Annotated in this window: 21 protein-coding genes; 11 read left to right on the forward strand and 10 right to left on the reverse strand. The window is 66.5% G+C overall.

Annotation, left to right across the window (positions count from 1 at the left end; all coding sequences use genetic code 11):
• Window positions 1-48 precede the first annotated feature (48 nt).
• Window positions 49-2421 carry a xanthine dehydrogenase family protein molybdopterin-binding subunit gene (locus EV191_RS03145; RefSeq protein WP_132875257.1) on the forward strand — a complete coding sequence of 791 codons (2373 nt, stop codon included), beginning with the start codon at window positions 49-51 and terminating at the stop codon, window positions 2419-2421.
• A 64-nt stretch (window positions 2422-2485) separates the two neighbouring features.
• Here EV191_RS03145 and EV191_RS03150 read toward each other — a convergent pair whose 3' ends face one another.
• Window positions 2486-2821 (reverse strand): YnfA family protein, encoded by a 336-nt coding sequence (locus tag EV191_RS03150; RefSeq protein ID WP_132875258.1) that lies wholly within the window; start codon window positions 2819-2821, stop codon window positions 2486-2488.
• Window positions 2822-2998: 177 nt separating this feature from the next.
• Between EV191_RS03150 and EV191_RS03155 the strand changes: the two genes are divergently transcribed.
• Together EV191_RS03155 and EV191_RS03160 are read left to right on the forward strand one after the other, a co-directional pair.
• The gene (locus EV191_RS03155; protein WP_132875259.1) at window positions 2999-4225 is read left to right on the forward strand and encodes a DUF445 family protein; all 1227 of its coding nucleotides are present in this window, start codon (window positions 2999-3001) and stop codon (window positions 4223-4225) included.
• Between the two features lie 46 nt (window positions 4226-4271).
• Window positions 4272-5495: a DUF445 domain-containing protein gene (locus EV191_RS03160; RefSeq protein WP_132875260.1), complete on the forward strand. Its 1224-nt coding sequence runs from the start codon at window positions 4272-4274 to the stop codon at window positions 5493-5495.
• Window positions 5496-5593: 98 nt separating this feature from the next.
• Here EV191_RS03160 and EV191_RS03165 read toward each other — a convergent pair whose 3' ends face one another.
• Entirely contained in the window at window positions 5594-6205 is a 612-nt protein-coding gene (locus EV191_RS03165) for a trimeric intracellular cation channel family protein (protein WP_207894375.1), read from the reverse strand.
• A gap of 90 nt (window positions 6206-6295) precedes the next feature.
• Here EV191_RS03165 and EV191_RS03170 point away from each other — a divergent pair, with 90 nt between their 5' ends.
• Window positions 6296-7609, forward strand: a complete 1314-nt coding sequence (locus tag EV191_RS03170; protein WP_243658726.1) for an alginate O-acetyltransferase AlgX-related protein — start codon at window positions 6296-6298, stop codon at window positions 7607-7609.
• Here the strand turns inward: EV191_RS03170 and EV191_RS03175 are convergent.
• The 4 genes from EV191_RS03175 to EV191_RS03190 all read right to left on the reverse strand — a co-directional run bounded on the left by EV191_RS03175 (window position 7566) and on the right by EV191_RS03190 (window position 11094).
• The gene (locus EV191_RS03175; RefSeq protein WP_132875262.1) at window positions 7566-8438 is read right to left on the reverse strand and encodes a metal ABC transporter permease; all 873 of its coding nucleotides are present in this window, start codon (window positions 8436-8438) and stop codon (window positions 7566-7568) included. The two genes, EV191_RS03170 and EV191_RS03175, sit on opposite strands and share 44 nt — an antisense overlap.
• A 2-nt stretch (window positions 8439-8440) precedes the next feature.
• A complete protein-coding gene (locus EV191_RS03180; RefSeq protein WP_132875263.1) occupies window positions 8441-9256 on the reverse strand; it encodes a metal ABC transporter ATP-binding protein in 816 nt (271 codons plus the stop codon).
• Entirely contained in the window at window positions 9253-10305 is a 1053-nt protein-coding gene (locus EV191_RS03185) for a metal ABC transporter solute-binding protein, Zn/Mn family (RefSeq protein WP_132875264.1), read from the reverse strand. Before EV191_RS03185 ends, EV191_RS03180 begins: the two co-directional genes overlap by 4 nt.
• A 183-nt stretch (window positions 10306-10488) precedes the next feature.
• Window positions 10489-11094, reverse strand: coding sequence for a DUF4178 domain-containing protein (locus EV191_RS03190; RefSeq protein ID WP_132875265.1), 606 nt, complete (start codon window positions 11092-11094; stop codon window positions 10489-10491).
• 178 nt (window positions 11095-11272) lie between these two features.
• Here EV191_RS03190 and EV191_RS03195 point away from each other — a divergent pair, with 178 nt between their 5' ends.
• The gene (locus tag EV191_RS03195; RefSeq protein ID WP_132875266.1) at window positions 11273-12373 is read left to right on the forward strand and encodes a LacI family DNA-binding transcriptional regulator; all 1101 of its coding nucleotides are present in this window, start codon (window positions 11273-11275) and stop codon (window positions 12371-12373) included.
• Between the two features lie 81 nt (window positions 12374-12454).
• Here the strand turns inward: EV191_RS03195 and EV191_RS03200 are convergent, their stop codons facing one another.
• A complete protein-coding gene (locus EV191_RS03200) occupies window positions 12455-13186 on the reverse strand; it encodes a hypothetical protein (protein ID WP_132875267.1) in 732 nt (243 codons plus the stop codon).
• Between the two features lie 128 nt (window positions 13187-13314).
• Here EV191_RS03200 and EV191_RS03205 point away from each other — a divergent pair, with 128 nt between their 5' ends.
• The 3 genes from EV191_RS03205 to EV191_RS03215 are packed head-to-tail and all read left to right on the forward strand — an operon-like array spanning window position 13315 to window position 15261.
• Window positions 13315-13812 carry a beta-class carbonic anhydrase gene (locus EV191_RS03205; RefSeq protein ID WP_132875268.1) on the forward strand — a complete coding sequence of 166 codons (498 nt, stop codon included), beginning with the start codon at window positions 13315-13317 and terminating at the stop codon, window positions 13810-13812.
• A 41-nt stretch (window positions 13813-13853) separates the two neighbouring features.
• On the forward strand, window positions 13854-14732 hold the full coding sequence (locus tag EV191_RS03210) for an HhH-GPD family protein (RefSeq protein WP_132875269.1): 879 nt from the start codon (window positions 13854-13856) through the stop codon (window positions 14730-14732).
• A gap of 7 nt (window positions 14733-14739) precedes the next feature.
• Window positions 14740-15261, forward strand: coding sequence for a 2'-5' RNA ligase family protein (locus EV191_RS03215; RefSeq protein ID WP_132875270.1), 522 nt, complete (start codon window positions 14740-14742; stop codon window positions 15259-15261).
• Between the two features lie 19 nt (window positions 15262-15280).
• Here EV191_RS03215 and dhaL read toward each other — a convergent pair whose 3' ends face one another.
• Together dhaL and EV191_RS03225 are read right to left on the reverse strand one after the other, a co-directional pair.
• Window positions 15281-15913 (reverse strand): dihydroxyacetone kinase subunit DhaL, encoded by a 633-nt coding sequence (gene dhaL, locus EV191_RS03220; RefSeq protein WP_132875271.1) that lies wholly within the window; start codon window positions 15911-15913, stop codon window positions 15281-15283.
• Between the two features lie 22 nt (window positions 15914-15935).
• Window positions 15936-16940, reverse strand: a complete 1005-nt coding sequence (locus EV191_RS03225) for a dihydroxyacetone kinase subunit DhaK (RefSeq protein ID WP_132875272.1) — start codon at window positions 16938-16940, stop codon at window positions 15936-15938.
• A 150-nt stretch (window positions 16941-17090) separates the two neighbouring features.
• Here EV191_RS03225 and EV191_RS03230 point away from each other — a divergent pair, with 150 nt between their 5' ends.
• Window positions 17091-17840 (forward strand): IclR family transcriptional regulator, encoded by a 750-nt coding sequence (locus tag EV191_RS03230; protein ID WP_132875273.1) that lies wholly within the window; start codon window positions 17091-17093, stop codon window positions 17838-17840.
• Here the strand turns inward: EV191_RS03230 and EV191_RS03235 are convergent.
• Window positions 17837-18592: an alpha/beta fold hydrolase gene (locus EV191_RS03235; RefSeq protein ID WP_132875274.1), complete on the reverse strand. Its 756-nt coding sequence runs from the start codon at window positions 18590-18592 to the stop codon at window positions 17837-17839. The genes EV191_RS03230 and EV191_RS03235 overlap by 4 nt on opposite strands.
• Before the next feature lie 75 nt (window positions 18593-18667).
• Between EV191_RS03235 and EV191_RS03240 the strand changes: the two genes are divergently transcribed.
• Window positions 18668-18985 (forward strand): antibiotic biosynthesis monooxygenase family protein, encoded by a 318-nt coding sequence (locus EV191_RS03240; RefSeq protein WP_132875275.1) that lies wholly within the window; start codon window positions 18668-18670, stop codon window positions 18983-18985.
• A gap of 98 nt (window positions 18986-19083) precedes the next feature.
• A complete protein-coding gene (locus EV191_RS03245) occupies window positions 19084-19920 on the forward strand; it encodes a hypothetical protein (protein ID WP_132875276.1) in 837 nt (278 codons plus the stop codon).
• Window positions 19921-19938 lie beyond the last annotated feature (18 nt).

Genomic DNA, 19938 nt, shown 5'->3' on the forward strand with positions numbered 1-19938 from the left:
CCGGTTCGGACATGGCACTACACCGATCGGCCGGATAGGCTCGCGATCATGCCGGGTTCGCTGCTGGGAAATGAAGTTCGCCGCGTCGAGGATCCAGACCTCCTCCGCGGTCGCACCACGTATGTCGGCAACCTCGAGGTCGAGGGAATGCTGCACCTCGCCTTCGTCCGCTCGCCGATGGCGCACGCCATGATCGCCAGCATCGACGCCACCGAAGCCCGCGAGGCACCCGGTGTGGTCGCCGTCTACACCGCCGCCGACCTCGACCTTCCGCAGCTCATCCCATTCGTCCCGGTCAACGCGGATTGCCCGCGAATGCCGCTGGCCACCGACCGAGTCCGCTTCGTCGGCGACCCGGTCGCCGTCGTCGTCGCGGAAACCGCCGCGGCCGCGAGCGACGCGCTGGAACTCATCGAGGTCGACTACGACCCGCTCCCCTCGGCCGTCGATATGGAAGCCGCGCTCGCCCCGGACGCCCCACTCCAGTTCCCCGACTTCGGCTCGAACATCGCGATCGGCAACCGACCTGCCGACGACGATGCGCTGGCCGACGCCGACATCGTGATTCGCGCGCGGATCGAGAACCAACGACTGGCCGTGGTGCCGATGGAAGGCAACGCCGTCGCCGTCCAGCCCGGCGGCCCAGACCAGGACTACGACAGCACGATCCACGTGTCCACCCAGATGCCGCACGGCCTGCGCTCGGCGGCCGCCAAGATGTTCGGCTGGGACAAGAACCGGGTACGCGTGATCGCCCCACACGTCGGCGGCGGCTTCGGCGGTAAGGCCGGCATCACCGCCGAACACGCCACGGTCATCGGCGCCGCACACAAGCTCGGGCGGCCAGTCAAGTGGATCGAGACCCGCTCGGAGAACCTACAGGCCATGCCGCACGGTCGGGCACAGGTCCAGTACGTCGAGCTTGGACTGAAATCCGACGGCACGATCAGCGGAATGCGGGCAAGGGTAATCGGCGACTGCGGCGCCTACGCCGGCTTCGGCGGCGCGCTCGCCACCAGCTCGACCATGGCCATGTCCCAGGGCGTGTACCAGATCCCGAAGATCAACTACTCCGGCATTGCGGCGATGACCAACACCACCCCGGTCGGCGCCTTCCGCGGCGCCGGTCGGCCAGAAGCCTCGGCACTGGTGGAACGGATCATCGACATAGCCGCGGCCGAACTCGATATCGACCCGGCTGAGCTGCGGCGACGCAACTTCATCCGGCCCGACCAGTTCCCGTACAGCACGGTCACCGGAGCCACCTACGACTCCGGCGACTTCGACCGGCCACTCACCGAGGCGCTGCGGGTCGGTGACTACGACGCGCTGCGCGAAGAACAGCAGCGCCGGATCGACGCGGGTGAACATCTGCTCCTCGGCATCGGGCTGAGCACCTACGTGGAGATCACCGGCGGTGGCAGCGGCGAGTACGCCTCGGTACGGATGCGCCCGGACGGCGGCGCCACGATCAGCGTCGGAACCTCCGCGCACGGCCAGGGCCACGCCACCTCGTTCGCCATGATCATCGCCGATCAGCTCGGTATCCCGCTCGAATCGGTCGAGTTCGTCCAGTCCGATACCGCGACCGTGCCACGCGGTGGCGGTACCGGCGGCTCCCGATCGCTACAGCTCGGCGGCAGCGCGGTCCGCTCAGCGGGCGAACTGGTACTCCAGCGCGCCAGGGAACTCGCCGCCGCGCAGCTGGAGGCCGACGTCGCCGATGTCGAACTCACCGAGGACGGCCGGATCGGCGTAGCCGGCGTCCCCACCGCGAGCATCAGCTGGGCTGAGCTGGCCAACCTCGCCGAAGACAGCGGCGAACCGCTGGCCGCGAACACCGATTTCGTTCCCGACGGCGCATCGTTCCCCTTCGGCGCGCACCTGTCCGTCGTCGAAGTGGACACCGAAACCGGGTTCGTCCGCCCGCTCAGGCATATCGCGGTGGATGACTGCGGCCGGGTGCTCAATCCGATGATCGTGCGCGGCCAGCAGCACGGCGGCGCCATCCAGGGCATCGCCCAGACCCTGTGGGAGTCCTTCAACTACGACGAGGACGGCAACCCGGTCACCGGGACACTGGTGGACTACACCATCCCCAGCGCGGCCGATGTGCCCAACCTGGAGGTTTCAAACACCGAAACACCGGCCCCGGGTAACCCCTTGGGCGCCAAGGGAATCGGCGAGTCAGCCACGGTCGGCTCGACACCCGCGGTGCAGAACGCGGTCGTCGACGCGCTGCGCCACCTCGGTGTTCGGCACATCGATATGCCGGCAACACCGCAACGGGTGTGGCGGACCGTCGAAGACGCCCGCGCCGGCCGGTTGGCCGACCCGTGGCGGGAGCCGCCGAAGGCCTTCGACACCCTGCCGGTGCGTGGCGACGAAACCAACGCGGACGCCGAAGAAGCCGTGGTCTGACCGCTCGGCAGCGTACGGACAGCAACCGCGGCCGGACGGCACACGGGTCAGGCGATGACCGAGGTCAGGCGGCACGCGGGGCGTACATGATCACCGCGACACCCACCACGCAGATCACCGCGCCCGCGATGTCGTAGCGATCTGGCCGGAAACCGTCGAACAGCATGCCCCAGAGCAGCGACCCCGCGACGAAAACACCACCGTAAGCCGCCAGGATGCGGCCGAAATGGGCGTCGGGTTGCAGGGTGGCCACGAAACCGTACGCACCGAGGGCAAGCACCCCGCCAAGCATCCACAACCAGCCGCGACTCTCCCGAACGCCCTGCCAGACCAGCCAGGCTCCGCCGATCTCCGCTAGCGCGGCGACGCCGAAGAGCAGGATGGAACGCAATACGGTCATTTCGGCAGGCTACGGTCCCCGTCGAGCACCGAGCCGGCCAGGTCACGGCGGGTCTAGTCCACCGGAGTAGATTCCCGGCATGCGGTCACCCGGTGACTGGGTGGTACCGGATCAAGGCCGCACGAAGCACAATGCACAGGGGCGTGCGAGCGGCGGCGTCGGGGAGGTGGTGCGACAGTGGAAGCGATCCTCGCCGATTTGCGTGAGCATTGGCAGATCTACGCGTCGATCCCGTTCATCGCGGCGCTGATCGGCTATATCACCAAGACGCTGGCCATCGAGATGATGTTCCGGCCGACCGAGTTTCGCGGTATCAAACCGTTCCTCGGCTGGCAGGGCGTGGTACCCCGGCATGTGGAGCGGATGGCCACGGTTGCCGTCGACCTGCTGACGCAGAACCTGGTGAAACCGCAGGAGCTGTTCTCCCGGCTCGATCCGGATCGGGTGGCCAAGGAACTACACGACCCGATGCTCGAGGTCGTCGAGGACATCACCCGCGAGGTGATGGAGCAATACCAGCCGCGAACCTGGGAGCTGCTGCCCGCGGCAGCCCAGCGGATGTTGCTCCGCCAGGTGCAGGCTGAGGCACCAAAAATGGTCCGCAAGATCATGGACGAGGTCTCCACCAATATCGACAACGTCCTGGACGTGCGCGATATGGTCGTCACCAACCTGATGCGCGACAAGGCGTTGACCGCCCGGCTGTTTCGCGAGGTTGGCGCTCCCGAGTTCAAGTTCATCGCGCGTTCCGGGATCTACTTCGGGCTGATTATCGGCGTGGTGCAGGTTTTTGCCTGGGCGCTGACCAAGAGCCCCTGGGTCATGCCCATCTTCGGCGCGCTCACCGGTTGGCTGACCGACTGGGTGGCGCTCAAAATGATCTTCTACCCGAGGGAGCCAAAGCGCATCCTTGGCCTGTTCACCTGGCAGGGCCTGTTCCAGAAGCGCAGGCGCGAGGTGGCAAGGGATTACGGCGATCTCATCGCCAAGGAAGTGCTGACCATCCGCAACGTGCTCGAAGCCGTCCTCACCGGACCGAAGTCCGACAAGCTGTTCGCCCTTATCCAGCGCCACGTGCAGCGCGCGGTGGACGAGCAGGCCAGTATCGCGAAACCCTTCGTCGCTTTCGCCGTCGGCAGCAGGCGTTTCCAGGAGATGAAGCGCGCAGCCGCGGCGAAGGTGATCGAGAAAGTGCCGGACACCATGGCCTACGTCGAGGAATACGCTACCGACGCGCTGGACGTGCGAAACACCATTGTGGACCGGATGCAGCAGCTCAGCCCGATCCAGTTCGAGGGCTTGCTACGCCCCGCGTTCAAACAGGACGAATGGAAACTGATCATGGCCGGCGCGGTTCTCGGTGGACTGGTCGGTGAGCTACAGGTATTGCTGCTCCTACACTGACGTGATCACCGGTCGGTGAGCACGCGGTAGGAGAGGAGACCGGTAGGTGGACGCGATCGCGGCCGACCTCGCGGAGTACTGGTACCTCTACCTGGCCATGCCGGTTATCGCGGCGGTCATCGGGTACGTCACGAAACTCGCGGCGATAGAGATGATGTTTCGCCCGTTGCGGTTTCGCGGTATCAAACCGTTCCTCGGTTGGCAGGGCGTGGTGCCACGGCACGGCGCCCGGATGGCCTCGATCGCCACCGACCTGCTCACCAAACGGTTGATCGATCCGAAGGAAGTGTTCCTGCGGATCGATCCGGACCAGCTGACCAGGCAGGTGCAGACGCCGCTGCTACGCGCGGTGGACGAGATTGCCAGGGAGGTACTGCAACGCCACCACCCCGAGCTGTGGGAGGCGCTGCCGACGCTCGCCCAGGACATGGTCGTCAAACAGGTGCAGGCCGGCACACCGCAGCTGGTCGCCGAGCTGTCCAAGCGGCTCCGCGACGATATCGACGAGGTGCTCGACGTCCGCGATATGGCGGTCAACACCCTGACCAGGGACCGCGAGCTGCTTGTACGCCTGGTCCGGGAGGTCTCCCGCCCGGAGATGGCGTTCATCGCGCGTACCGGGATCTACTTCGGCTTCGTACTCGGGATCGTGCAGGCGGTCGTCTGGGGCATCACCAAGGAGCCGTGGGTGTTGCCGATATTCGGCGGGCTGATCGGGTTGTTCACCGATTGGCTGGCCATCAAGCTGATCTTCCTGCCGCGCCGGCCGGTACGTATCGGTCGATTCACCATGCTTGGCAAGTTCCAGCAGCGCAGGCACCAGGTCGCGCGGCAGTACGGCGAGATCATCGCCCGCGAGGTGATGACGGTGCCGAATATCGTGCAGGCGATCCTGCACGGCCCGCATTCCGACCGGGTCGTGGCCATGGTGCAGAACCTGGTGCAGCAGTCCATCGACCGGCAGCTGGCCTTCGCGAAACCGGTTGTCGCGGTCACGCTCGGCAGTAAGCGACTTCAGGAGATCAAACGCTCGGCCACGGTGCGCGCGCTGGATGCGGTGCCGAGCACCGTGCGGCATGCGGAGGATTACCTGACCGAGGCGATGGATATCGCACACATGATCTCCGAGCGCATGCTGCGGCTGACTCCCGAGGAGTACGAGGGGCTGCTGCGCCCGGCGTTCCGGCAGGACGAGTGGAAGCTGATTACGGTGGGTGCACTGATCGGCTTCGCGATCGGCGAGCTCCAGGTATTGCTGCTACTCCACTAGCGCCGGCGCGAGCACACTCCGTTACCGCGTCCCGGGATCGCAATCTTTAGGGATCTTGCGGTCACGGGGTGTGATCGCGTTCTTTAAGGTTAGCGAGCCTAGCCGCGCAACCTCGGCAGGCTGGGCATCCGGAGCTTGAAGATCATCGACACCAGGCGCAGGCCGAACACCAGCACGATCGCGAGCACCGCGTTCAGCGTCGCCGGCGCCCCGAACTGATCGAGTACGACGTAAAGCACCGAACCGGCAAGCGCGGCGATCGCGTAGATGTCCTCGCGCAGCAGCAGCGGTAGCTCATCGCACAGGATGTCCCTGATCACCTCCCCGGTCGCGCCGGTGATCACGCCCATCATCAGCACGGCGGGCGTCGCGATCCCGGCTGCCAGCGCCGCCTGCGTGCCAATCACGGTGACGACGGCCAGCCCAAGCGCGTCGACTACGTACAGTGCGCGCACCGGCGGCCGGAAGAACCGGATATAGACCAGCGTGCCCACCCCCGCCGCCAGGATCACCGTCAACAGCAGCTCATCCTGCGTCCAGTAGAGCGGCCGCCTGTCCAGCAGCAGATCCCGCAGGGTGCCGCCGGAAAGCGCGGCGATAAACGCGAGCACGATGCCGCCGAACAGGTCCATCCGTGCCCTTGCCGCGGCAAGCACCCCGCTGACCGCGAAGGAGGCCACGCCGATCAGGTACAACACGTAGAGCACCACCGCGGCATTATGCGGGCGCCGGCACGGCCGCGCCGGGCGATTTACCGAGTTCGCCGCGAATGGCCCACTCGTACGGGCTACGGTGGGTCGGTGTCCGCGAACCCCCCGCCGCCCGCAGGCGAGCTACCGGCGGTGCACGAGGCGTGGTTGCCTCGCGAGCACTCCCTGCACCGACCACGGCACGGCCGTCGCCAACTCACCGCGCTGATCTGTGCGTTGGTGTTCTTCACGACACCGGCCATCCTCTGGGTCTTCGGCGTTCGCGCTGGCGAGATCGAGAACCACAAACTGGCCAGCTTCCCCAGCCTCGCGGACGGCTGGGGCGTGTTCACCGACCTTCCCGCATGGGCAACCGATCACCTGGTGTTTCGCGGCGCGGCGATCCAGGCCGCGGACGACATCTCCCAGTTCTTCTTCGGCGAGCGCGCACCGCTGGACCAGAACAGCAGTCCAACCGGACCGCTGCCGGGCACCGCGGGACAACCCGACCAGCAGGACACCGATGGCGACGCGGAGCCACCGCTGACCAGCAACCAGCGGGTGATCGTCGGCAAGGACGAATGGCTGTTCTTCGGCAATGACATCGAAGCCAAATGCTCCCCCGCCCGCCCGCTTGCCGAATCCATCGCGCAGCTGAACAAGTTGCGCGGCGCGGTCACCGAGTCCGGCCGCGAGTTCGTCCTCGCGGTAAGCCCGGACAAGAGCACCATGGTTTCCGACCAGCTGCCGGACAGTTTCACCGGCCAGGACTGCGCGGAGAAGGTCACCCACGAGCTGTGGCCGGCGGCGGTGAACGAAGCCGGCTCGCTCGACCTACGGCCCGCGTTGAACCGCGAGGCCGAACGGCTGAACCGGCCGGTTTACTTCAAGCAGGACTCACACTGGTCCGATGAGGGCAGCCTGCAGCTGACCAGGACGCTCGCCGAGACGATCGAGCCGAAGAGCACGGAAACCTGGCGTACACCACGCTCCGGTTACCGTACGACCACCGCCGACCTGACGGTGATGCTCGGCCGCCCCGAGGAGCGCACCGGCGCGACGTATGAGCTGCGCACCGAAGGGCTGATGGACCGCAGCACGAACGGGGCGGGCGATCTCCGCCAGCCGGTGCACCGTAAATCCACCCCGGGCATCGGCACCGTGGACAAGCAGACCTCGATCATCGGCGATTCGTTCACCGTGGTCAGCTCGCGCTACCTGCAGGGCGCGTTCACCGACCTGACGCTGATGCACTACAACTCGATCACCGATCAACCGCGGCGTGTGGTGGACGAGTTCGCGAAGTCCGAGGTCGTCGTCGTACAGATCGTGGAGCGCAGCCTGGCCGCGGGCAACGCGCCGATTCTGGACGACGGCTTCATCAACCGGACACGGGAAACGCTTGCGGCTCAGCCGATTCGCTGATCCGTCTGGTACGCGCGCGCCACCAGGCATAGACCCGGCAGACCACGTAGATCACGAACGAGATACCGGTGACGAAGGCGCTCACCGGTACCCCCGGCGCGAGCGAAAGCACGATGCCACCGAGCATCGCGGTCTCCGCGAAAAGCACCGCCAGCAGGGTCGCGCGCAACGGGCTCGCGGTCACCCGGCACGCCGCGGCGGCCGGGGTGATCAACAGCGCCAGCACCAACAGGGCGCCCACGGTCAGTACGCCCATCGCCGAAGCGATCCCGATCAGCACCGCGAAGATCGGCGCGAGCACTTTGGCCGGCACCCCGCGCGCGATGGCGACATCCTGATCCACGCTGGCGAACAGCAGCGGCCGGTAGATCACCGCGAGCACGGCGAGCACCAGAATGCCCGCGCCAACCATGAAGATCAGATTCGTCGAATCCACCGCGGTGATCTGCCCAACGAGCAGACCGAACTTGTTCGAAGCCCTACCCGGATAGAGCCACAACAGGAATACCCCGACGCCGAGCCCGAACGCGAGCACCGCGCCGATCACCGAATCCCGGTCCGACTCCCGCTGCCCGAGCAGTCCGAGCAGCAGGGCGGCGACGATCGCGCCGGCCAGCGCCCCATAGCCGAGGCCAACCCCAAGCAGCAGCGCGGCGGCGCCGCCGGTAAAGGCCAGCTCGCTGGTGCCGTGTACCGCGAAGGACATCCTGCGGGTGACCACAAGCGGCCCGAGCACCCCGGCGATCAACGCGACGATCGCCCCCGCGAGTAGTGCTTCCTGCACAAAGGACATGCCGAGCAGCGTCGCGGTCAACTCGAAGTCGAACATGTTCAGTGCCCCGCCGCGTGCTCGAGATGATGTGGTTCGTCCTCGCACAGCGCGACCCTGGCGCCGGCGACATGGATCTGGTCGGCGACCCTGATCACCTCGACGCGCGTCCCGTAAAGCTCGGAAAGCGTAGCCGAGGTAAGCACTTCGTCAGGTGTGCCGATCCGGAATCGTCCACCAACTAGATAAAGTAGACGATCCACATAGGACAATATCGGGTTGATCTCGTGGGTGACGAAAAGTACCGCGGTACCCGCTTCGGTGCGCCTACGGTCGATCAGCTCGCTGACCAGTCGCTGATGGGCGAGATCCAGCGAAAGCAAGGGCTCGTCGCAGAGCAGCACGTCCGGTTCGCCGACCAGTGCCTGCGCCACCCGTAGTCGCTGCTGCTCCCCACCGGAAAGCTGACCGAGCGGCTTGCCGGCATAGGCGCTCGCGCCCACCGCGTCGACGGCTTCGGCAACCCGCTGTTTGCGCTGCTTTCGCCCGCGTAGCCCGATTCCCCACCGGTGCCCGTCCAGGCCGAGCGCGACAAGGTCGGTGCCGCGCAGCGCCAGCCCGGTGTCCATGGCGCGCTGCTGCGGGATATAACCGATCCGATCATTGCCCTGACCGGCCGCGAAACCGGCGACTCGCACCGTTCCCGCGCTCAGCGCCTGGGTACCGAGCAGCACCCGCAGCAGGCTCGTCTTACCGGAACCGTTCGGCCCGAGCACGGCAAGGAACTCGCCCGGCTCGACGGCCAGCTCGAGGTCCTGCCACAGCACCCGCTGCCCGTAGGCAAGCCGCGCCGCGTGTAGCGATATCGCCGCCGTCATCGGACGTCGAGCGCCCCGGCCAGGGCGCTAACCTGCTTGTTCATCCACCCAACGTAACCGTCCGCGTTTTCCGGCAGCGTTTCGGTCACGTCCACCACCGGAATGTTCGCCGCTTCGGCCTTGTCCAGCACGTCCGAGGTGACCGGCGTTTCGGTCTGCGTATTGTTCAGTACCGCCGCCAGGTCGCCGTCCTCGACCAGCTTGTTGACCTCGGCGACGGTAGCGGCCGGTACATCGGTTTCGTTTTCCATCGCCTCGACGTACTTGTCCGGGGTCGCGTCGGTCAGCCCGGCAGCCTCGATCAGGTACTGGCTGGCCGGCTCGGTGGCCAGCACCTCGGCCCCGGAGCGCGCGGCGCGAATGTCCTCCACCTGCCCGATCACGTCGTCCACCTCGGCACGGAACCGCTCGGCGTTCCTGGTGAACTCGTTTTTCGCCGCGGGCCGCAACTCACCGAACTCCTTGGCCAGCTGGTCCGCCACCCGCTGCACGGTCGGCAGGTCGTACCAGACATGCTCGTTCACCTGACCATGGTCGTGGTCGTGACCCCCGTGCCCGTGTTCGTCGTGGCCGTGTTCGTCGTGGCCGTGTTCGTCGTGGCCGTGACCTGCATGGTCATCACCGCCGCCGTGGTCATCGCCTTCGTGCTCATCGCCGTGCGCTCCCGACTCGGCCTTGTCAGAGAGGTCGAAGGCAATCACCCTTGGCGGATTGTCCGCCTGGTCGGCCAGTTTGCCGACGAAATCGTCATAGCCGCCGCCGTTGTACACCACCAGCTGGGCCTCGGCGACCTTCGCGGTGTCCGCGGGACTGGCCTCATAGGAGTGCGGGTCCGCGGCGGGATCCGCGATCAGCGATTCCACCTGTACCTGCTCACCGCCTACGGCGCTCGCCACGCTGCCCCAGACGTTCGTGGCCGCGACCACGCTGAGCTTGTCCCCGTTCGCGGCTTCGGATGAGTCGGCGTCGCCGCAAGCCGTGGCAACCAGCGCGACGGCGGCGATACCGGTACCGACCAGCAGATACGGACGAGACGGGCGAGTGGTCATGCGGTACTCCACCTACTACTGAAGGGCTGGAACTGAAATGGGTAATGGAAACCGTTGTCGAAATCAGTTTACGCCGCGTTCGGCGCGCGTTCCACCCGACCGTGTGATGCAACAGGACACACCCGCACGCCACCGAGACGCGTTTAGCGGGCTAACCGCGTTATTCGCGCAGGCCAGGGCTCCTCAGTCGGCGCGCGCGGCCGGATAGATGCGCAGGGCTTGCTGGTTGATCAGCTCACCGGTGCTTACCGCCCAGTCGGCGTTGTCGTACGAGCCAAAGAAGAGCAGCGCGCCACAGCTCGACCGGTAGTCGTAGTAGCGAAACTCGCCGCTCGCGGCCAGATCGGGCAACGCCTCGCTATGGAAAGTTCCCTTGCCAGATTCGTTCAGCTTGAAGCAGCGCCCATCCAGGTCGAGCGTTTCAGGCCCGGGCACCAGCTCGGCACCGGGCAGCGGCGTCCAGACGGCCAGCTTGAGCTCCGACTCGGCAACGACCGAAAGCCCCAGCTGCACTCCGGACGCGTCGTCCAACAGATGTTCCGCCCGCGCCCAGCACCCCTGCGCGCAATGCACCGAACCGCGCACCGTATAGGGAACCCCGTGGATCTCCACCACATCGCCGGCCCGCAGCCGGCGTGGATCACCCGCGTCCTCGCCGGAAAACGAACCGCTTGCGTCGGCGCCCACGATGCGCTGGCGACGGACACGCGTCAGGATGACGAAGCCGATCAGTAGGGCGATGACCAGCAGACCAAGCACCGCGAGGAGCAGGGCCCAAAGTCCGTCCAACGCTGTCCACCCCTAGACGTGTCCGTAGTTTCCGGTTCCTCACCGTATCGGTAAGGTCGCGCGGCCAGCTGCGGCACCAGCACGAATCCGAACCCGGACAGGGTGCGCCAACCGGGCGTAACGGGACAGTAAGGGGACGGGACTTCAGGAAAACAAACTGAACCGTTACGGTCCCTCTATGGGGCGGTCCATACACGTAAGGCGGCCGGCGACGCTCGCATCGCTCGCCGCGGAGCTTGGCGTATCGCGCACAACGGTATCGAACGCCTACAATCGGCCTGATCAACTTTCCCCCGAACTGCGGGAACGCGTACTACAGACGGCCGAACGGCTCGGCTATCCGGGCCCGGACCCGGTAGCCCGGTCGCTGCGCACGCGCAAGGCTGGCGCGGCTGGACTACTCCTCACCGAGAACCTTTCCTACGCGTTCAGCGATCCGGGCGCGGTCAACTTTCTCGAGGGGCTTGCCCTTGGCTGCGAGGACGCGGGGGTGGGCCTGCATCTGGTGCCGGCCAGTCCGCTGCGCGAGGACGTCGCCGCGGTACATCGCGCTGGGGTGGACGGTTTCGTCGTGTACTCGGTGCCGGACGACGATCCGCATCTGGCCGCGGTGCTTTCCCGACCGGTGCCCGCGGTGGTCTGCGATCAGCCGAAGCTGGATGACGTGGACAGGGTAGGGATCGACGACGAGGTTGCCACGACCAAGCTCGCCGAACATGTGCTCGGCCTCGGACATCGGCATATCGGCGTGCTGTGCATGCGACTTGGCCGGGAGCGCAACGACGGCTTCGTGCGGATCGATCGGCAGAACTCCGCGCACTATCACGTGCAACAACGCCGGCTCACCGCGCTGGCGAAGGCGTTTTCCGCCGCGGGGGTGGACTGGTCGAAGGTGCCCGTGGTGGAACGGTTCGAGCACAGCAGCGCGCAGGGCGAAAGCGCGGCCGCGCAGCTGTTGGACGCCTATCCGGATGTGACCGCGCTGGTCTGCACCTCGGACATCCTTGCCGTTGGCGCGCTACAGGAAGCAAAGCGGCGTGGCCTGCGAGTACCGATCGACCTGACCGTGACGGGGTTCGACGGGATCGCCGACGCGGACCGTGTTGAACTCACCACGGTCCGGCAGCCGTTGAAGGAAAAGGGTCGGGCCGCAGCCGAACTGCTGCTCAGCTCCGCTGACCGAACAGGACCGAAGCTGATCACACTGGATACCGAGTTGGTGATTGGCGCGACGAGCGGCCCGCCGAGGACAGCCGAACAACCCTGGTTCGGCCCCTGATCCCGCGCGGAAGCCACCCTGCGACGGCGTTTCGGGATCTTGCCATCACGCGCCGTATTCGCGCGCTTCAAGGCTAGCGAGCTAGCGCAGGCGCAGGGGTACTGGTTCGCTCGCTAGTTTGCCGATCTTCGCGGTGACCAGGTACTCACCCGCCGGCACCGTCTCCCGGTTCACCGGGCAACCCGGCGCGGATGTCCGGCCGGCCCAGGACAGTTCGAAGCTGAGCTGCTGGCCAGGCTGCAGCACCGGCTTCTCGTTGGTCTTCGGTGGATAGCAGTCGAGGCTCGACCAGAGCCGGTCGCCGGAGTCTTTCGCGGTTACCACGAGTTCTCGCACCTGGCGGCTGACGTCCTGCACACACGGATCCTGCCCCGCGTTGGTCAGCACCATGTTCATTTCCGGCCGCTCACCGACGCGATACTCCGGCTTGCCCAACTGGACGAGCAGTTTGAGCGTGCTTTCCGCACAGGGCTTCGGTTTTGGCTTCGGTTTCGGCTTGCTCGAGGAAGCCGCCGAGGAAGCACTGGACGCCGCGGCCGAACTGCCGCCTGCCGAGACGCTGGCTGACAGGCTGGGCTCCGCGGAAGCGGAGCTCGAACTGGATGCGTTGGCTAGCTGTTGCCCGGCTGGCGGTGGTGAACTCTCCGCGACGGCGCCCTTACCGCTGTTGTTCGCACTCGGGGTAACCGAATCGTCCGCGCCCCAACTGAGCAGCAACACGATCAGGACCAACGCGATCGCCGTGCCGCCGACCGCGACCACACGCCGACGCCAATACACTGCGGGCGGCAACGGGCCGTTCGGCTCGATCATGCCAGCAAGGTAACTCCGCAAGGAGCTTATCGACGGATATGGGTGTCACCCGATCCGGGTGTGTTGCCTGAAAGTGAACAATCTCTTCCGTAGTTGCCCAGCTCAGCAGTACCGGTCAACCTAGTCAGGTGACCGCGATCGACGAACTACTCCGCCGCAACGCCGAATTCGGCGAACAGGCCCCTGGCGACCGCTCTTCCGCCGCGCCAAGTATGCACGTAGCAATCCTCACCTGCATGGATGCCCGTATTCGGGTATTCGAAGTGTTCGGGCTCGCGCATGGCGAGTCCCATATCCTGCGTAATGCGGGCGGGGTTGTCACCGATGACGCGATCCGTTCCCTTTCGTTAAGCCAGCGCAAACTCGGTACCCGCGAGGTGCTTATCGTGCAGCACACCGGCTGCGGGCTGGAAATGGTTACCGAGGACGGCTACAAGGACGAGCTCGTCGAGGCGACCGGAATGCGGCCACCTTGGGCCGTCGAGGCTTTTCGGGATGTCACCGCCAGCGTTCGGGAATCCATCGAGCGGGCAAGGCGTAACCCGTACCTGCCGCATACGGACAACGTTCGCGGGTTCGTCTACGACGTGTTCACCGGTTCGCTCACCGAGGTCACCACGGGCTGACGCGGAACGCATCAACCGGATAGGCGACAATAGACGGCGCTATGTCTGTGGACACCGACGCCGTACTCGACTGGTTCGCCGATGCCGCCAGGGATCTGCCCTGGCGGCGCCCGGAATGCACACCGTGGGGTGTGCTGGTCAGCGAGATCATGCTGCAACAAACCCCGGTAGCCAGGGTGGAACCGATCTGGCACGAGTGGCTCACCCGTTGGCCGAAGCCATCCGCGCTGGCCGCGGCGGCGCAGGGCAAGGTGCTGCGCGCCTGGGGCAAACTCGGCTATCCCCGGAGAGCCTTGCGGCTGCACGCCGCCGCCGAAGCGATCGCCACCGAGCACGGCGATGTTGTTCCCTCCGATGTGGACACCTTGCTGGCGCTGCCGGGGATCGGCGCCTACACCGCACGGGCGGTCGCCGCGTTCGGCTACGGCAAGCGCTGCCCGGTAGTGGATACCAATGTGCGTAGGGTGGTCGCCCGAGCGGTGCACGGCGCGGGCGATGCCGGCCCGGCTTCGAACACTCGCGATATGTCCGATGTGGATGCATTGCTGCCAGCGGCGGACGAGCCTGCGGCACGGCTGTCCGCCGCGCTGATGGAACTCGGCGCACTGGTCTGCACGGCACGGAATCCGCGCTGCGTGGACTGTCCGATTGTCGCGGACTGCGCCTGGCAGCGCGCCGGCCGACCGGAGTACAGCGGGCCAGCCAAGCCGGTGCAACGCTTCGCCGGAACCGACCGGCAGGTGCGCGGGCTGCTGCTGGATGTACTGCGCGGCACGGCGGAACCGGTACCCAAGGCGCGTTTGGACACCGCGTGGTCGGATGCCGGACAGCGGGACAAATGCCTCGACTCACTGCTTGTCGATGGCCTGGTGGAGCAGACGGCGGACGGTCGGTTCGCCCTGCCAGGCGAGCACGCCTGAGCGCGCCATGGTCCAAGCACTGGAAGCTTTCTTCGACGAGCCGGCCGAGGAAGCGGTGCGCGAACTGTGGCGCCGGCTGGATTCCGCCGGGATACCAAGCCTTGCCAGCAGGGGCAAGGGCAGGCCGCATGTCACCTTCGCGGTAGCCGGCGGGATCCCCGCGCGGAGCAGGGCGGAACTGGCCAGCGAGCTGAGGTTGCTCTCGCTGCCGACCATCTGGCTGTACACCCTTGGCACGTTTCCCACCACGGAAACCCAGCTGGTACTCACCGCGGTGGTGGACGCCGAGTTGCTCGCCGTGCACTCGGCGATCCACGAGGTACTGGCCAATCGCGCGAAGAACCCATCCGCCTACTACATGCCGGGCGCCTGGGTGCCACATTGCACGCTGTCCCGTGAGATCGACACCGCCAGCCTGGCCTCCGCAATGTCCACATTGCACCCAATCCGGCCGATCAAGGCCAGGGTCCGCGAGATCGGTATTACCGACACCGCGACCGGCGAGGTCGATTCGCTACTGGTCCGCTGACAGCGCAACCGGTGCCCCGCTACGCACCGACAAGCACGTCCGGACGGGCAGCGTCGAAGAACAATGCGACAGTGCGCGCGCCTGGATCGACCACGCCACGGGCATGCTCGCCCACGTAGCTCGCCCTGCCACGCAACGCGAGCTGGTCCGCGGTGCCGTCCGCGCCGGCATGCGCGGCAGCCGCCGCGGCGGCCAGCGCCGCTGGAGCATCCGCACCAGCCTCGGCCGAGGCACGCAGCGCCGTGGCTGCAGGGACCATCGCGTCCACCATCGTCTTGTGCCCCACCTCAGCCTTGCCTAGCCGGCGCACGATGTCCACGGCGGACTGTGCGGCATCCGCGAGCACGGTCGCGGTCAGCTCGGTGTGCGCCGCCTTGGCAAACTCGCGGAACCACACGCCGAACAGCGGACCGCTCGTCCCACCGGTGTGCAGGAACGCGTTGGCGATCGCGGTGAACGCGGCCTGTGCGGATTCCTCCGTACCGGCCGCGAGATTCGTCCTGGTACGGCGCAACGCGGAACGCAGGTTCGTACCGTAGTCGCCGTCCCCGGCCTGTCTGTCCAATTCGGTCAACTCGGCGGCGCGCTGATCGATCACCTCGGCGAACCTGCTGATCCACTCGCGGGCGGCTACCGCGGTCACGCTGTCCATTACTCCCACTCCCGTTTCTCGCTCACCAGGTAAGTGCCGGGGTACGCACCGGCGCATCCCACAACTCGATCAGCTCAGCATCGGCGCGCAGTAGCGTGACCGAGCAGCCGCGCATGTCCAGCGCGGTGACATAAGGGCCAACCAGCGAGCGCGCGACCTCGACCCCGAGCCCGTTCAGGTAGTCGCTCAACTCCTGGTGCACAACAGACAGTTCCAGCGCGTGCGTTGCACCGAGGCCGTTCACAATGGCCAGCACGGACGCGCCGCTGGCCAGCCCGAGGGCGCGCACCACCGGTTCGGCAAGCTGCGGCACCAGCTCTCGCGCCAGCGCGAACGGCCGCCGACCGACGCCGTGTTCGCCATGGATGCCCACGCCAAACTCGACCTCGTCGGCTGGCAGGTCAAAGGACGGGCGGTCCTGTCCTGGCTGCGTGCAGGCCGCGAGCGCGAGCGCCATGGTGCGCGCCGAATCCACAACCCGCCGACCGAGCGCGACGAGCTCTGCCAGGGTGGCACCCCGCTCGGCAGCCGCGCCACAGATCTTTTCCACCGCGACGACCGCGGCGGTACCCCTTCGGCCAGGGCCGCCCTCGGCGGCTGGCTCGGTGGCCAGGTCGTCGTCCACCAGCACGGTACCGACCTCGATGCCCTCATCGGCGACCAGCTCGGCGGCAATGCTGAAGTTCAGCACGTCGCCGGTGTAGTTCTTCACGATCAGCAGCACGCCATGACCACGATCGCTCGCCCGGATCGCCGCGGCGATCTGAAACGCCGTGGGACTGGCGAACACCGCGCCGGGCACGGCGGCGTCTAGCATGCCGGCCCCGACGAACCCGGTGTGCAGCGGTTCGTGCCCGGACCCGCCGCCGGAAACCAGTGCGACCTTGGCCCGCCGCGCTGGTTGCGCCCGGAGCACATAGGCCGGGTCCGGTTGGCAGTGCACCAGCTCGGGATGCGCACCCTGCAAGCCGCGCAGCGCTTCGGCCACGAATTCGTCTGGATCGTTGCGCAGCTGCCGAACCGGCATGCGGCACCTCCTTGGGCCAGCTTTACTTTATCGTCGAATTAGATTTGACAATGTCAAATTCGTTGCGACCTTACGACGGCGACCGGCTGTTGTAAAGTGCGGGGTGCGGGCTCACGGGGTGGGTCACGACCGGCACACGGAGAGGGCGCGATGATCCAGTCGGTGGACCGCGCGATACGCGTACTCGGCGTGTTGCAGGGCGCTCGACTGATCAGCCTTTCGGAGATCGCCACCCGGCTGGAACTGCATCCGTCCACGGTGCACGGCATCATCAAGACCCTGCAGGCGCACGGGATGGTGCTCCAGGACGCCGGTTCGCAGCGCTACCGGCTCGGCCCGGCCGTACTCAAGCTCGGCAATGTCTACCTGGATACGCTTGAACTCCGCTCGCGCGCGCTGAGCTGGTCAACCGAGCTGGCGCGGCGCACCGGATACGCGGTACGCACCGGCGTGCTGTTACCGGACGAGGTCATGATCGTGCACCACGAACCGCGACCGGACGGCTCGCGGCAGATGCAGGAGGTTGGCATCGTCATTCCGGCGCACGCCTGCGCGCTCGGCAAAGCGATGCTCGCCTATTCCCCGGAACAGCGCGATGCGCTGCTCGCCTCGGGCGCGCTACGCAGTATGACTGCGGAGACGGCAACCGAGCCGGCGCAGCTCACCGAACGGCTGGCGCAGACCAGACAAGAGGCGCTGGCCACCGAGCAGGAGGAGGCGGTGATCGGCGAATGTGGCCTCGCCGCACCGATCTTCGACGCATCGGCTGCGGTGACCGGCGCGATCGGCGTAGTGATCCCGATGCTCGAATGGCCCGCGGCCGATACCGTGGCTGGCGCGGTCCGGGAGACGGCGCGCAACATCTCCCGCGAGCTCGGTGCGCCGCACTGGCCAGGCTAGTTGTCCAGCACTCGGGAAAGGAACGCGGAAACGGCGCCACGGTAATGCTCCGGAGCGTCCTCGTGCACCAGATGACCGGCGCCAGGGACCCGAACGTACTGCCCGTCGGGCACCCGTTCGGCCAGCTCGGCGATCTGCCCTGCCGGCATCGCGGTGTGCTCGGCTTCGATCGCCAGCAGTGGACAGCTGACCTTGTCCACAAAGGACCAGTAGGACCGGGTGCCCCACTCGGCCGCGATCTCGAACATCTGCTCGGCCGGCGCGATCAGATGGTAGCCATCCTCGCGCTCCTCAACGCATTCCGCGAAATAGTCGCCCGCGGGGCCAAAGTACTTGCGCACGTGTGCGAGCGAGGCGAACGGCACCGGCCAGGACCCAACATGTGCCCGCCAGCCATCCACCGTCTTGCCAACCTGGTCAGGCGCCATGTCCTCCACGACCACCGCATGCACCAACTCCGGGTACAGCGCCGCGAGCACCCAGGCGTGCAGCCCGCCCATGGAATGCCCGATCACCACGGCCGGTTCGGAACCCAGTGCGCGGATCGCGGTGGCGGCATCCTCAGCGAACTCCTCGGTGCTTGCCGCGGTCCGAATCGGATTACGCCCGTGCGCTCGCGCGTCCAGCGCGACCACATGCCCGTAGTCGGTCAGCCACTGCGCAACCGACCACCAGGTTCGGGCTCTACCCATCAACCCGTGCAGCAACAAGATCGGCCGACCGCTGCCACCGAAGTCCACCAGATTCCGCATAGTTCCTAGCAGTATCACCCATAGGCAACCTTCCGGCCGCTGAGCGACCGGCCGATGCCAGCTAAGCTCGGAAACATGGCTGTTGTGAAGATCAATGCGATCGAGATTCCCGAAGGCGCCGGCCCCGAGCTGGAGCGCAGGTTCGCCGACCGGCACGGCTCGGTCGACAACGCGCCCGGCTTCCTCGGCTTCGAACTGCTCCGACCGGTAACCGGCGAGAACCGGTACTTCGTCTACACGAAGTGGGAAACCGAGGAGGACTTCCAGGCATGGGCCGCGGGGCCAGCCAAGGAAGCACACGCCGGCGAGTCCGGTAGGAAACCGGTTTCTACCGGCGCGAGCCTACTCGAGTTCGAGGTCGTGCTCTCCTCCAAACCGGGCACCGAGGACTGAGACTCACCCACGCGTCAAACGAGCGTAACCGGCTCGGGTCGCCCTCGTTGAAAGTTGTTGACCGTTCGTCAACAACCGCATGTCATCGAGGAGCCCTTATGCGCTTCATCCGGATCGTGGCTGGTACTGGGCTGGTCGCGCTATTATTGACGCTGGTAGCCCCGGCCACTTCCGCCAGCTCGCGTACCCCTACCCCGCAGCTGTGTGCCGCCGAGCTGGACTGCTCACTCACCGAGATCGAGCAGCTGACGATGTCCGACCGGCTGGACTTCGTTCGGTTGATGACCTCAGGCGCGGCTACCGAGCTGCTGCCGGACAGGGACCCAGGACGCTGGCGCAATATCGAGGGCATCGTGCTGATGTTCCGGAACAACAACGTCGGCCCGCCGCGCAGCTGGGCCTCCTACACCGACGCCGGGATTCTGGAAGGAGTCGAGCGCGGCCTTGCCATCGCCAGTGGCCGCAGCGAGGAGACCGGCGGGAATCCCGGTGCACGGTTGTGGGCCAGCTACCTCACCCGGCTGGCCAATGGCGAACTGGACAACCGCCGCGATCACGACCTCGCCTGGAGTGAGGCCGAGCAGGCATCCACTGATCATGGCGCCAAGGTTGCCGAGGAGCAGTACGGTGAGGTGCCGACGGCAACCGAGAGCCGCTTCTTCCAGATCTCCGAGGTGTACCGGTTCATGCTGCGCAACCGCCCGTACACGCTGGACCTACTGAACGGCCTCGGCCAGCTGAGCCCCGTTCAGCAGCAGAACTTCTACGACTGGGCCACCGATGTGACCAATGCCGATGCCGGGCGTACGGGTGCCGAACTGCTGTGGAACATCGCGGATCTGCAGGCACCGAACGCCACGCTGGACATCGTTGAGGTGTTTCGCGCCTACCTGTCCGGGATGTACCAGGCATACCGCGCTGACAGCACGCGCTAGGACGCTGTCAGCGCGGTG

The sequence above is a fragment of the Tamaricihabitans halophyticus genome, from assembly GCF_004340875.1.
GTDB classification, from domain to species: domain Bacteria; phylum Actinomycetota; class Actinomycetes; order Mycobacteriales; family Pseudonocardiaceae; genus Tamaricihabitans; species Tamaricihabitans halophyticus.